This window comes from Streptomyces sp. 8K308, assembly GCF_004348315.1.
Classification (GTDB): Bacteria; Actinomycetota; Actinomycetes; order Streptomycetales; family Streptomycetaceae; genus Streptomyces.
This window is the reverse complement of sequence record NZ_SMKC01000201.1, coordinates 1-12,568: the sequence shown is the minus strand read 5'-3', so window position 1 is coordinate 12,568 and position 12,568 is coordinate 1. Positions and strand designations below refer to the sequence as shown.

Below are 12,568 nucleotides of genomic sequence, written 5' to 3'. Positions count from 1 at the left end.
GCGGTGGACGGGGCGCCGGGTGGTGCCGGCGGTGGTGTGTCGGCTGCCGGCTCCCGCGCGGGCTCCTCGATGGACAGCAACTGCACCGTGTCCCGGAGCAACTGGTCGATCAGGTTCGCGGGGAGCCAGGGGCCGCTGGTGCCGTGGGCACGCGCCGCCGCGGCGATCTCCCGGGGCGCCGGGCGCTCTCCCGGGTTCTTGGCCAGGCAGGCGGTGACCAGTTCGCGCAGCGGGCCGGCGAGGTGACGGAGGTTGGGCGGCTCGTTGATGACGCGGTACATGAGCGCGTGGGCCGCGCCGTCCTCGGTGTCGTAGGGGCCGGCGCCGGTGGCGGCGTAGGTCAGTGTCGCGCCCAGGCTGAAGACGTCGCTTGCGGGGTCCAGCTTTTCGCCTCTGACCTGTTCGGGGGACATGTAGCCTGGCGAGCCGACCACCGCGCCCGTTCTGGTGAGAACGCTGCCGCCGACGGCGCGTGCGATGCCGAAGTCGATGACGCGGGGACCGTCGACCGTGGCCAGCACGTTCGACGGCTTGAGGTCGCGGTGTACCAGGCCGCTGTCGTGAATGGCCGTCAGCGCGAGGGCCAGTCCCTCGGCCAGCCGCCACAGCGTGCGCTCCGGCAGTACGCCGAACTGGGTCACGATGTCGTACAGCGGCGGGCCCGCGATGTATCCCGTGGCGACCCACGGGATCTCCCCCTCGGTGTCGGAGTCGAGGACGGGCGCGGTCCACTCGCCGCCCACCCGCTGCGCGGCGGCGATCTCCCGCTGGAAGCGGTGCCTGAAGTCCGGGTCGAGGGCCAGCTGCGGGTGGATGAGCTTCACCGCCACGGTCCGCCCCTGGGCCGAACGCCCGAGGAAGACCTTCCCCATGCCTCCGGCGCCCAGCACCCGCAACAGCCGGTACTGACCCAGTATTCGCGGATCGTCCGGCTCCAGTGGTTTCAACGTGCCCCCGTGCCCTCGTCGTCGGTCCCAGTGTTTCTGCGGTCTTACCGATCAGTATCACGGGACGTGCGCGGGACTTGTACTGGTTCCGCCCGCCGATGACCGCTCTCCGGTGAACGACCGTCAGAAGGCCGTCCGCGCTCAGCCGATCCGCGGCAGCTTGTCCGGGTTGGTGATCGAGTAGATCCGGCTGACCCGGTCGCCGTACGGGGTGAGGTCGAGGACGAAGACCGCGAGCGGCGAGCCGTCGACGAACAGCACGGCCGCGGAGTCCCCGCCGGCCCGGCGGTGGCGGACGTCGAGACGCGCCAGCACGCGGGGGTGGATCGCGGCGAACAGCTTCGCGACCCGCTCTCGGCCGTGCACCGGATGCGGGCTCCACGCGGGGCCCTTGCCGCCGCCGTCCGTCCACAGCGTCACGTCCGGCGCCAGGGCGCGCAGCAGCGCCTCGAGGTCTCCGCCGACCACGGCGTCCAGGAACCGCTTCGTCACCTCCCGGCACACCTTCGGGTCGGCCCGGTACCGCGGGCGCCTGGCGTGCACGTGCTCGCGGGCGCGGTGGGCGAGTTGGCGGATCGCGGCCGGGCGGCGGCCGAGGATCTCCGCGATCTCGGTGTGCGCGTAGCCGAACACCTCGTGCAGGACGAAGACCGCACGTTCCAGCGGCGTCAGCGTCTCCAGCACCACCAACAGCGCCATCGAGTACGACTCGGCGCGGACGACCGGGTCGCCGTCCTCCTCGACGAGTGGCTCCGGCAGCCACTGCCCGACGTAGGTCTCCTTGCGCCGGCCGATCGCGGCACGGCGGGCGAGTGCCTGGTGGACCGCGATCCGCACGAGATAGGCGCGTTCGTTCTCGACCGGGCCGCCCGATCGCGACGCCCACGACAGAAACGTCTCCTGCAGCACGTCCTCGGTGTCGGCGACGGTGCCAAGCATGCCGTAGACCACCGAGAACAGCAGTTCCCGGTGCTCGACGAAGACCTCGGTTGAATCGCTCATCGCAGCTGAGAGTCTCCGAGGCGGTCCACGTGTGACCTCCCGGCGCCCAACTGTGACGCACATCACGCTATGTCACACTCGTGGCTCCGGCTCCCCTCTTGGTTCGCGTCGTCAACGATCCCGAGAGACAACGATCCCGAGAGACAACGATCCCGAGAGACAACGATCCAGGACAGGGGGAGCGGAATGATTTCCCGGCGTGACTTCGGTTTGGGCACGGCGAGTGTGCTTGGTGTGGCGGCGATGGGGGCGACCGCCTCGGCCGAGAGCCGACGACACGAACAGCAGGGGCGCGGGCGCACGCTGATCCGCGACGTTCGCCTGTTCGACGGCAGGCGGACCGTGCCTCGCGCCAACGTGCTGATCGACGGCGACCGCATCGCCGGACTGAACGGCGGGCACGCCGACGTCGTGGTGGACGGGTCGGGGAAGACCCTGCTGCCCGGCCTGATCGACGCGCACACGCACGTCGATGACGGAAACCTCGCGCAGGCGCTGAGCTTCGGCGTCACCACCGAGCTCGACATGTTCTGCCTGCCGGAAACCCTGGCCGAGCAACGGAGGCTGGCCGCCGAGCGGGACGACGTGGCCGACCTCCGCAGCGCGGGCGTGCTCGCCACCGCCCCCGGCGGGCACCCCACCCAGCTGGCGCCCGGGGTCGAGTTCGACACCGTGGCAGATCCCGGTGAGGCCGAGGGGTTCGTCGCCGACCGGGTGGCCGAGGGCGCCGACTACCTGAAGATCGTCATCGACGGCAGGGTCGAGTCCGGGACGCCGCTGCCCGTGCTGTCGCCCGACACCGTCGCCGCGCTGGTCCGTGCCGGCAGGGCCGCCGGGTTGCGCGCCATCGCGCACGCGATCACCCTGCGGGAGGTCGAGGTCGCCCTGGACGCGGGGGTCGACGGCCTGGCGCACGTCTACCGCGACACCGGCGCGGAGGCCGAACGCGTCGCCAGGAGGATCGCCGCGCAGGGCGTGTTCGTGGTCAGCACACTCACGTACTACGAGGCGGCCGACCTCGGAGCGGAGAACGCCGTTCGGGCGGCCGGGGCCCTGCGCGGCGCCGGGGTCAGCGTGCTCGCCGGCACGGACGCCACCCCGTTCGGGCCCGCGCACGGCTCCACCATGCATCGGGAACTCGTGCTGCTGACCGAGGCCGGGTTCGGCAACGAGGAGGCGCTCGCGGCGGCCACCAGCGTGCCGGCCCGCCACTTCGGGCTCACCGACCGGGGCCGCGTCGCCCCCGGCCTGCGTGCCGACCTGCTCCTGGTACACGGCGACCCCACCACCGACATCACCGCGACCAGCGCGATCGCCGGCGTCTGGCGTCGTGGGGTCCGCTGTGGAGCGTGACTGACCCACCCACCGGCCGGGGGCGGCCGACCCCGTGCTCGTGCCGGGGCGAGCCGACGGCGGACGGCGCGGCGTACGGCAGGCGGATGGTGAACACCGAGCCACGGCCCGGCGTGCTGCTCGCCTCGACCCGGCCGTCGTGCGCCTCCACCAGATGCCTGGTGATGGCCAGGCCGAGGCCGCTGCCGCCGGTGCTGCGGCTGCGCGAGGGATCGGCCCGGTAGAACCGGTCGAAGACGTGCGGCAGGTGCTCGGGCGCGATGCCGCGCCCGGTGTCGGTCACGGTGAGCACCACCTCGTCGGCCGCGCGGCGCACCCCCACCTCGACGCGGCCGCCCGCGGCGGTGTGGGTGACGGCGTTGGCCACCAGGTTGCCCAGCGCCTGCCGCAGCCGGGCCGGGTCGGCATAGACCGGGACCGGCTCGTCCGGGCCGACCACCCGCACCGCGACGCCGGATGCCTCGGCGCGGGCCCGGTGGGCCGCCACCGCCTGCCCGGCCAGGTCGGCCGCGTCGCGTTCCTCGGGGTGTACGCGCAGCATGCCCGCGTCGGCCAGGGCGAGGTCCTGAAGGTCGCTGACGAGCCGCTCAAGCAGGGCGGCCTCCTCCGTCAGGGACCGGATCAGCTCGGTGTCCAGCGGCATCACGCCGTCCTCGGCGGCCTCCAGGTGGCTGCGGACGTTGGCCAGCGGGGTGCGCAGCTCGTGGGCGACGTCGCTGACCAAGGCCCTGCGCTGCTGGTCGTTGGCCTCGATGGCGGCGGCCATCGCGTTGAACGCGTCGGCCAGCCGGGTCACCTCGTCGTTGCCGCGCACCGGCACGCGGGCGGAGCGGTCGCCCGCCTCCATCCGATGGACGGCCCCGGTCAGCGCGAGGATCGGCCGCACCACGCGCCGCACGGCGAGCACGGTGATGGCGGTCGCGGCGAGCAGCACGGCGGCGATGGTGCCGGCCGTGCGCCACCAGCCCTCGGCGGAGAACGGTGCGAACCGGTCGCTGGTGCCGAGGTAGAGCTCGGCAGGTGGCGCGACATAGGGCCGGGTCGCCTCGATCCGCGCGGACTCCTCGCACTCAGCCCAGGCCGCGGAACGGCTCGGCTGCCCGCCGCCCTCGCCCCTGGCTGGACCAGGCGCAGGCCGGAGGCGGAGGTCACGACCTCGTGGTCGAGGCCGGACGCGTCGAGGCAGGCGGTGGCCAGCGCCACGGCGCGCGCGTTCACCTCCTGCGCGACGGCGCTCGGCTCGTTCAGTCCCTCCGGCACGCAGGCGTCCGCCGCCGCCTCAGAGAGGCTCGGGCCGCCGCTGGAGACGAACAGCCGGTTGTCGGGGCTCGACGGCCAGCCGCCTGCCGTGTCGGAGTCGACCAGGGTGGCGTCGATGCCCCGCTCCGCCAGGCAGGCGACGGCCTGGTCGACCAACCGCTGCCGCTCGCCCTGCTCCGCCTCGGTCAGCTGCCAGCCGTTGTACGCGATCATCAGCCGGGCGGCGCCGGACCTGGCCGAAGCCCCGGGGTCCGTGCCGCCCTGGACGCCGGTCGGCGCGTCGGGCGGGTCGGCGGCGTCGACGCGCGCCGAAGGCGTGGACGGCCGCCCGACGTCGCCCTGCCCGAGGAGCGCGGCGGAGTCGGCGATGGTCACGCCGCCGGGCGTGGTGAGCTCGATCCGCCGCCCGGTCCTGAGCGCCAGGTCGACGACGAGCGGCGCCACGCCGTCCCAGTCCCTGTGCTCGCTGGCGTAGTCGAGGAGCGAGTCGCGGATGAGGCTGTCGGCCTCCAGCAGCGAGGCGCTGCTCTCGATCTCCTCGCGCAGCTGGGTGCCCGTGCCGTAGGTGGCGAGCAGCGCGGTGGCGACGACCGACAGGGAGGCGACGGTGAGCGACAGGCCGAGCAGACGCAGCCGCAGGCTACGACGCATCCCACCGACCAGGCCGCTCCGGCGCCGGCACCTCGGCCGCGGCGTCCGGCTGCTGCTCCTCGGCCAGCTTGTAGCCCACGCCGTACACCGTCAGCAGGTACCGGGGCCGGGTCGGGACCGGCTCGATCTTGCGGCGGAGGTTCATCACGTGGACGTCGATGGTGCGGCCGGTGGCGTCCCGGCCGAAGCCGGAGACATGCTCGAGCAGCAGCTGCCGGGTGAACGCCCGCCCGGGCGAGGCGGCCAGGCAGGCCAGGATGTTGAACTCGGCCGGGGTGGTCTCCACCGCCCGGCCCGCCGCCCGCACCTCGTGGCGCGCGGTGTCGATGGCGAGGTCGCCGACCCGGTACACCTCCGGCACGGCGGCGGTGGAGCGAGCCGACCGGCGCAGCACCGTACGGACCCGGGCAACGAGCTCCCGCGGGCTGTAGGGCTTGGTGAGGTAGTCGTCCGCGCCGAGGGCAAGCCCCACCAGCAGGTCGTCCTCGCTGGCGCGGGCGGTGAGCATGATGATCGGGATCTCGGTCCCGCCGGACGGCTCGGAGCGCAGCACCCGGCACACGTCGAGGCCGTCCACGTGCGGCAGCATCAGGTCGAGCACCAGCAGGTCGGGGCGGCAGCGCCGGGCCTCCTCGATGGCCGCGCGCCCGTCGTACACGATCGCGGTCACGTGTCCCTCGCGCTCCAGGAAGCGGCGGACGAGGTCCGCGTTCTTGCGGTCGTCTTCGGCGATGAGGATGCGGGCGGGCATGGCACAAGCGTCCGTCTCCACGCGTAAGAGTCAGCTAAGAAACGGCCGTCTGACCGGGATCTAACAGGAACCTGACAACCCGTCGGCACTCTCGGCCCCGTCAGCCGACCCACTCCACGGCTCAGGGAGACCACCGTGCGACACATCAGACTGGCCCTGCCGGCACTCGTGCTGGCGCTGGGGCTGACCGCCTGCGGAGGCGGCGAGGACACCGACGAGGACGCTCTCGCGGCCGGCAGCGGCGGTGGGAACGGCCAGCGGGACCAGGAGGCGACCCTGGACTGGTACGACTGCATGCGCGAGAACGGCGTCGAGCTGGAGGACCCCGACCCGAACCAGATGGCCATCCGCCTCCCGGAGGGCAGCCAGAACGACCCGGAGGTGCGGGCCGCCATGCAGGCCTGCCAGGACGTCCTGCCGAACGGTGGCCCCGGCGGCGGCCAGTCCCTGACCGCCGAGCAGATCGAGTCGTTGCGCGCCTTCACCGAGTGCATGCGGGAGAACGACATTGACATGGCCGACCCGGACGCCAACGGACGTCTTGGCATGCCCGCCAACGCCGACCCCCAGGGCGCGGAGTTCCAGGCCGCGATGGAGGAGTGCCAGCCGCTGGCGGCCGGCGCGCCCATGATGTTCGGCGGCCCGCCGTCCGGGGGTGGCCAGTGAGCCGCGTTCCGCCGACCGACGCGACGGACGCGACGGACGCGACGGCCACCCCCGACGAGGAGCGGCCCGGGCGCCGGCGCCGTTCCCGCCTGGGCGGGCTGGCCCTCGGCGCCCTCGTGCTGGCCGCGGCCGGCGCCGGCACCGGCTACTGGCTCGTCGGCCAGGACGCCAGCGCGGACCAGGGCGACGCCGCCGCCGGGCCCACCGCCACCGCCGAGGTGAGCCGCGAGACCCTCGCGGTCACCCGGAGCTTCGGCGGCACCCTCGGCCACGGCGAGCCGCACACCGTCTCCGCGACGGGGCGGGGCACCGTCACCGCGCTCGCCGAGGCCGACGCCGAGATCGAGCGCGGCACCGAGCTGTACCGCGTCGACGAGGAGCTGGTGACCGCGCTGCTCGGCTCGCTACCCATGTTCCGGGACCTACGGGTCGGCGACGCCGGCACGGACGTCGAGCAGCTGGAGGACAACCTCACCCGGCTCGGCTACGACGGGTTCACCGTGGACGAGGAGTTCACCAGCGCCACCGAGGACGCCGTCCGCGCCTGGCAGGAGGACGTCGGCGCGGCCGAGACGGGCTTCGTGCCCGTGTCGTCCGTCGTCTTCCTGGCGGCCGGCAGCCGCGTCGACTCCCTCCACGTGGACGTCGGCGCGCAGGTCAGCCCGGGCGCCCCCGTGCTGGACGTCACAGGATCCGACCAGATGGTCAGCCTGGAGGCCGGCATGGAGGACCGCGAGCTCCTCGCCGTCGACACGGAGGTGACCGTCGAACTGCCGGACGGCCGGGCGATCCCCGGCACCGTGACGGCCTCCGACGTCGTGCCCGCCGCGACCGGCTCCGGGGCGGGCGGCGCGGCCGCCGCCGAGGAGGCCGCGGGCGCCGACGACGCCGTGGCCGAGGTCGAGGTCCGGCTGTCCGAGCCGGTCGACCAGTCGCTGCTCGGCACGCCACTCGACGTGGTCATCGAGGTCGACGAGCGCGAGAACGTCCTGGCGGTGCCCGTCAGCGCGCTGCTCGCGCTGTCCGCCGGCGCCTACGGCCTCGAGGTGGTGGCGGCCGACGGCACCACCGAGGTGGTCGAGGTCGAGACCGGCCTGTTCGCGGACGGCAGGGTCGAGGTCTCAGGCGGCGGCGTCACGGAGGGCACGGTCGTGGGGGTGGCTGGCCGGTGAGCACGAACACGGGCGCACCGGCGTTCGGGCGGACCGTCGTCGACCTCCGGGACGTACGGCGCGTCTACCCCGGGCAACCGCCGGTGCGCGCGCTGGACGGCGTGGACCTGCGCATCGAGGCCGGCGAGATGGTCGGCATCGTCGGCCCCTCCGGCTCCGGCAAGTCCACGATGCTGAACGTGCTCGGCACCCTCGACCGCGCGGACTCCGGCCTGGTGCGGATCGACGGCCACGACGTCAGCGAGCTGACCGACCGGCAGCTGTCCGCGCTGCGGGCCCGCCGCATCGGCTTCGTCTTCCAGCAGTTCTTCCTCTCTCCCGGAGTGACGGCGCTGGACAACGTCGCCGACGGCCTGCTGTACACCGGCGCGTCGCTGGCGCGGCGCCGCCGCCTGGCCCGCGAGACCCTGGGGCGGGTGGGCCTGGCCGGCCGGGTGCACCACCGGCCGCACGAACTGTCCGGCGGCCAGCGGCAGCGGGTCGCGGTGGCCCGGGCGCTGGTCGGCAGGCCGTCGCTGTTGCTGGCTGACGAGCCGACCGGCGCGCTGGACTCCGCCTCCGGCACGGCCGTGCTGAGGCTGCTGCGCGAGCTGCACGACTCGGGCACCACCATCGTGGTCATCACCCACGACCACGACGTCGCAGCCCAGCTGCCGCGGCAGGTCCACATCCGCGACGGGCGGATCGAGTCCGACGAACGCGCCGAGCGTGCGGAGCGCGCCGCGGCGGTGCCGTCATGAGCGCCGCCACCCCCGCGCCCTCGCGGCTGCGGCCCCGTGACACGCTGCGCGTCGCCTCCTCAGGGCTGCGGGCCCGTCCGCTGCGGGTCGTGCTGTCGGCCCTCGGGATCGCGGTCGGCATCGCCGCCATGGTCGCCGTCGTCGGCATCTCCGCCAGCAGCCGGGAGGAGGTCAACGAGCGGCTGCGGGCGCTCGGCACCAACCTGCTGACCGTCACGCCCGGCTCGGCGTTCACCGGCGGGCAGGCCGAACTCCCCGCCGAGAGCGTGGACATGGTGAACCGGCTGGAGCAGGTGACGTCCGTGACGGCGGTCGGCACGCTGGCGGACACCGCGGTGTACCGCAACGACGAGATCGACGAGGCCGAGACCAACTCCATCGCGGTCAACGCCGCCCGCACCGACCTGCTCGGCACGGTCGGCGGCACCGTGGCCGCCGGCCGATGGCTCGACGCGGCGCTGGGCTCCTACCCCACCGTGGTGCTGGGGGCCACCACCGCCGAACTGCTCGGCATCTCGGAGGAGCGGGCGAACGGCGGCGTGCACGTCTGGCTCGGCGGCGAGTGGTTCACCGTCGTCGGCATCCTCGACCCGGTGGCGCTCGCGCCCGAGCTTGACTCCTCGGCGCTGATCGGCTGGGAGGCGGCCGAGGAGCTGACGGGCGACGAGGTGACGCCGTCCACGCTCTACGAGCGGTCGGAGGAGTCCGCCGTGGAGGAGGTCGCCCAACTGCTGCCCGCCACCGTCAACCCGGAGCTGCCGTCGGAGGTCGTGGTCTCCCGCCCCTCGGACGCGCTGGCGGCGCAGGAGGCGGCGGACGAGACCCTCACCACGCTGCTGCTCGCCCTCGGCGGGGTCTCGCTGCTGGTCGGCGGCATCGGGGTGGCCAACACCATGGTCATCGCGGTGTTGGAACGGCGCTCAGAGATCGGCCTGCGCCGGGCCCTGGGCGCCACCCGGGCCCACATCCGGCGTCAGTTCCTCGGCGAGTCCGTGCTGTTGGCCGGTCTCGGCGGGATCGGCGGCGCGATCATCGGCGGCGGCGTGACCATGGCCTTCGCCGCCAGCCGCGAGTGGCCCTTCGCCCTGCCCCTGTGGGTGCTCGGCGGCGCGACCGGGGCGACCGTTCTCGTCGGCGCACTGGCCGGCGCGTACCCGGCCGCCCGCGCCGCCCGCATGCCCCCGACCGCCGCCCTGTCCACGGCGTAGCGGCGGCCCGCCGTACGGAGGCCCCTGCCATCCCTCGCGCCCAGCGGCCGGGGCCTCCGCTCGGTCAGCCCAGGCCGTCCGCGCCCACCTGGACGGCGGACTCGTCAAGCCGGGCGGGGTGACGGGCAGGGGGCGCCCGGCCAGGTCGAGGACCGTGGTGGCCTCCTTGTACCAGGACTCGATGACCGCGTTGCCCCAGAAGTCGCGGCGGCGGTCGTCGTGGACGATCCAAGATGTCGGCGACGCGCAGCACCTGGTGCGACTCGTGCGTGGCCACTCCCACGTGGTGCGGGCGCGGGCCGGCGCCGCCGGTGAAGGCAGCCGAAGCCCGGGGAGGTGTGGTGGGCGTGGGCGGCCGGGATGTCGGGGGTGCGGATGTTGAAGTGGTCGAGGCGGGCGATCGACACCGAACACCGACCCGCCGTTCACCGTCACCGCCTTCCGACAGCACGCGGACGACGTCGCCCCGCAGGGCCTCGACGAGCTGCTTGAGGAGCGCGGTCATGCCGACCTGCGTTCCCGGAGGCGGCGGAATCTACCCCGCCCGGCCGTCGGGGACCCGGGTGCCGACCTCGTCGCGGGCGCCGCCCGGGCTGACGGGGAAGTTGCTCCGGAAGACGTTCTCCGGGTCGTAGACGCCCTTTGCCGCGCGCAGCCGGTCGAGGGTGGCGGGTGGGAAGGCCCTGGTCAGCGCCGCCGCGTGGCCGTGGCTCTCGAAGCTGAGGTAGAGACCGGTCAGGGGGAGCGCGCGCCAGCCCTGTTCCGCCCGCTCCTCGTGGCCCGGCCTGACCACGGCGGACAGGGAGAAGTTCTGCGTGCGGTGCGCGTAGGCGGTGGCCTCGGCTGGCACGTCGTTGACGGCGCCGCCCACGGTGCGGACCTGGAGAAACGTGGCGTCCCTGCGGTCGAGCAGGCCTGCCATGACCGACGCGGTGGCGGCGTCGAGGTGCTCCACCAGGCCGCCATGGCCGCGGAAGGCGGCGGCGCCGTGGTGCTGCTGGTGCGTGGGGGCCACGACCGCGGCGTACGGGAGGAGTCGCGCGTCCTGGTTCAGGACGGGGGCGATGGGCAGGAAGCGCGAGAGGGCCTTGGAGGCTCGTTCCGTGTCGTCGCCGGCCCAGACGGCGTAGGTCTGCGCGATCGGCCGCCCGCCCTGCCGCATGAGGATGAGGAACGCGGTCAGCTCCCGTGGGCCGGTCTCGCTCACCTCGCCCCAGGCCTGGAGGAAGCCCGCGGTGTCCGTGGCGTCGTGCAGGATCTGGGCGAAGACGACGTCGCGGAGCTCGGCGGCCTCGATGTCGAACGAGGTGACGACGCCCATGTTGGCGCCGGCGCCGCGCAGGGCCCAGAACAGGTCGGGATGCCGCTCAGCGTCCGCGCGCACGACGGAACCGTCGGCCAGCACCACCTCGGCACCCCTGATGTGATCGATGGTCAGCCCGTAGGAGCGGCCGAACAGGCCCTGCCCGCCGGCGGTGGCGAGTCCGCCGACGCCGACATCGCCGCTGTCGCCCGAGCTGATCGCGAGGCCGTGCGGGGCCAGTCGGGCCGCGACCTCGCCCCAGCGGGCGCCGGCGCCGACGCGCACCAGGCGGCGCTCGGGGTCGAGGACCTTGACGTCGTTCAGGGCGCCGAGGTCGAGGACGACGCCGCCGTCGTTGGTGGAGCGGCCGCTGATGCCGTGGCCGCCGCTGCGTATCGCCAGCGGCACGTCCTGGGCGCGGGCGTAGCGCAGCGCCTCGGAGACCTCGTGCGGTGTGGTGGGGCGCAGTACCAGCCCCGGGGAGCCGTGCCACAGATAGGTGGAGCGGACCCCGGGGTACTCGCGGTCGCCGGGTTCGACGGCCCGCTCGCGGAGGGCGGCGGGCAGGCTGTCGTAGTCGATGCCGGCGCGGCGCCTGGCGAGGGCGGCGGCCGGACGGACGCCACCGGTGGGGGTGCCGGCGGAGCGGCGTTCGGCGGCGACCCGCTCGCGCAGGGCCGGGGCCACCTCCTGGCCGAAGATCTGGAGCGTTCGCGGGTCGTCGGAGCCGAGGATGAAGGTGCTGACGCCGTCCTCCAACACGAACGGCAGCAGCTGCTCCACCCACTGCTCGGGCGGGCCTTGGAGCTGGTCGGCGGAGGTGCCGAAGGCGCCCGAGATGTTGAGCAGGCGGCGGATCTCGCGTGGATCGCGGCCGTGCCGCTCGGCCGCCTCGTCGATGATCGCGTTGCCCTCGCGCAGGGTCGGCGAGGACAGGTAGCCGAGGCTGGGCAGCCAACCGTCGGCCTTCTCGCCGATCAGCCGCAGCATGCGGGGTTTGTAGGCGCCCAGCCAGATCGGCACGTCGTGTGCGGGCGCGGGGCCCCGCTTGGCGCCCACGACCCTGTGGAACGTGCCGTCGACGCGGAGCGCGCCGCGCTCCTCGGCCGCCCAGACGCCCCGGATCACGTCGATGGCCTCGCTGAGCGCCTGGACGCTCTCGCCGGGGCTCAGCCTGCGGCCGCCCATGGCCTCGATGGCGTCCCAGAAGCCGCCCGCGCCCAGGCCGAGGTCGATCCGGCCGCCCGAGAGGAGGTCGAGGCTGGCCACGGAGCGGGCCAGGACCGCGGGCTGCCGCAGGGGCAGGTTGGTGACGTTGCCGGACAGGTGGACCCGCTCGGTGCGGGCGGCGACCCAACTGATCAGGGTCCATGTGTCGAGGAACGCCGGCTGGTAGGGGTGGTCCTGGAAGGTGACCAGGTCGAGACCGGCCGCTTCGGAGAGGACCGCCAGGTCCACCACGTGCCGGCCGTTCTGGTGCTGGGGGGTCCGGTGCTGGGGGGTCCGGTGCTGGGG

General features: G+C 74.1%; 11 protein-coding genes. 5 read left to right on the top strand and 6 right to left on the bottom strand.

The genetic code is table 11. The annotated features are described in order from the left end of the window. Together E1265_RS23870 and E1265_RS23865 are read right to left on the bottom strand one after the other, a co-directional pair. A partial coding sequence (locus tag E1265_RS23870) for a serine/threonine-protein kinase (RefSeq protein WP_132933054.1) occupies positions 1-947 on the bottom strand: 947 nt, incomplete at its 3' end. A gap of 141 nt (positions 948-1,088) precedes the next feature. Then, positions 1,089-1,949, bottom strand: a complete 861-nt coding sequence (locus E1265_RS23865; protein ID WP_132933053.1) for a sigma-70 family RNA polymerase sigma factor — start codon at positions 1,947-1,949, stop codon at positions 1,089-1,091. A gap of 243 nt (positions 1,950-2,192) precedes the next feature. Here E1265_RS23865 and E1265_RS23860 point away from each other — a divergent pair, with 243 nt between their 5' ends. Then, entirely contained in the window at positions 2,193-3,302 is a 1,110-nt protein-coding gene (locus E1265_RS23860; protein WP_132933052.1) for an amidohydrolase family protein, read from the top strand. Here the strand turns inward: E1265_RS23860 and E1265_RS38215 are convergent. The 3 genes from E1265_RS38215 to E1265_RS23850 are packed head-to-tail and all read right to left on the bottom strand — an operon-like array spanning position 3,244 to position 5,964. Next, complete coding sequence (locus E1265_RS38215; protein WP_207931184.1) at positions 3,244-4,236, bottom strand: ATP-binding protein; 993 nt, start codon at positions 4,234-4,236, stop codon at positions 3,244-3,246. The genes E1265_RS23860 and E1265_RS38215 overlap by 59 nt on opposite strands. Continuing rightward, the gene (locus tag E1265_RS38210) at positions 4,167-5,213 is read right to left on the bottom strand and encodes a hypothetical protein (protein WP_207931183.1); all 1,047 of its coding nucleotides are present in this window, start codon (positions 5,211-5,213) and stop codon (positions 4,167-4,169) included. The genes E1265_RS38215 and E1265_RS38210 overlap by 70 nt, the downstream gene beginning before the upstream one ends. Then, positions 5,203-5,964, bottom strand: coding sequence for a response regulator transcription factor (locus E1265_RS23850; protein ID WP_132933051.1), 762 nt, complete (start codon positions 5,962-5,964; stop codon positions 5,203-5,205). Before E1265_RS23850 ends, E1265_RS38210 begins: the two co-directional genes overlap by 11 nt. Before the next feature lie 135 nt (positions 5,965-6,099). Between E1265_RS23850 and E1265_RS23845 the strand changes: the two genes are divergently transcribed. The 4 genes from E1265_RS23845 to E1265_RS23830 all read left to right on the top strand — a co-directional run bounded on the left by E1265_RS23845 (position 6,100) and on the right by E1265_RS23830 (position 9,750). Beyond that, on the top strand, positions 6,100-6,630 hold the full coding sequence (locus E1265_RS23845) for a hypothetical protein (RefSeq protein WP_132933050.1): 531 nt from the start codon (positions 6,100-6,102) through the stop codon (positions 6,628-6,630). Beyond that, positions 6,627-7,802 (top strand): peptidoglycan-binding protein, encoded by a 1,176-nt coding sequence (locus E1265_RS23840; protein WP_132933049.1) that lies wholly within the window; start codon positions 6,627-6,629, stop codon positions 7,800-7,802. Before E1265_RS23845 ends, E1265_RS23840 begins: the two co-directional genes overlap by 4 nt. Positions 7,803-7,885: 83 nt before the next feature. Next, positions 7,886-8,542: an ABC transporter ATP-binding protein gene (locus tag E1265_RS23835; RefSeq protein WP_243741061.1), complete on the top strand. Its 657-nt coding sequence runs from the start codon at positions 7,886-7,888 to the stop codon at positions 8,540-8,542. Beyond that, positions 8,539-9,750 (top strand): ABC transporter permease, encoded by a 1,212-nt coding sequence (locus E1265_RS23830; RefSeq protein ID WP_132933047.1) that lies wholly within the window; start codon positions 8,539-8,541, stop codon positions 9,748-9,750. Before E1265_RS23835 ends, E1265_RS23830 begins: the two co-directional genes overlap by 4 nt. A 535-nt stretch (positions 9,751-10,285) precedes the next feature. Here the strand turns inward: E1265_RS23830 and E1265_RS23820 are convergent. Further along, positions 10,286-12,568: LLM class flavin-dependent oxidoreductase (locus tag E1265_RS23820; RefSeq protein ID WP_132933046.1), on the bottom strand; the 2,283-nt coding region annotated here is incomplete at its 5' end.

Excerpts from the sequence above, each read along its gene's own strand:
- E1265_RS23865 (WP_132933053.1), bottom strand. The coding sequence starts at position 1,949 with ATGAGCGATTCAACCGAGGTCTTCGTCGAGCACCGGGAACTGCTGTTC.
- E1265_RS38210 (WP_207931183.1), bottom strand. The coding sequence starts at position 5,213 with ATGCGTCGTAGCCTGCGGCTGCGTCTGCTCGGCCTGTCGCTCACCGTC.
- E1265_RS23850 (WP_132933051.1), bottom strand. The coding sequence starts at position 5,964 with ATGCCCGCCCGCATCCTCATCGCCGAAGACGACCGCAAGAACGCGGAC.
- E1265_RS23860 (WP_132933052.1), top strand. The coding sequence starts at position 2,193 with ATGGGGGCGACCGCCTCGGCCGAGAGCCGACGACACGAACAGCAGGGG.
- E1265_RS23830 (WP_132933047.1), top strand. The coding sequence starts at position 8,539 with ATGAGCGCCGCCACCCCCGCGCCCTCGCGGCTGCGGCCCCGTGACACG.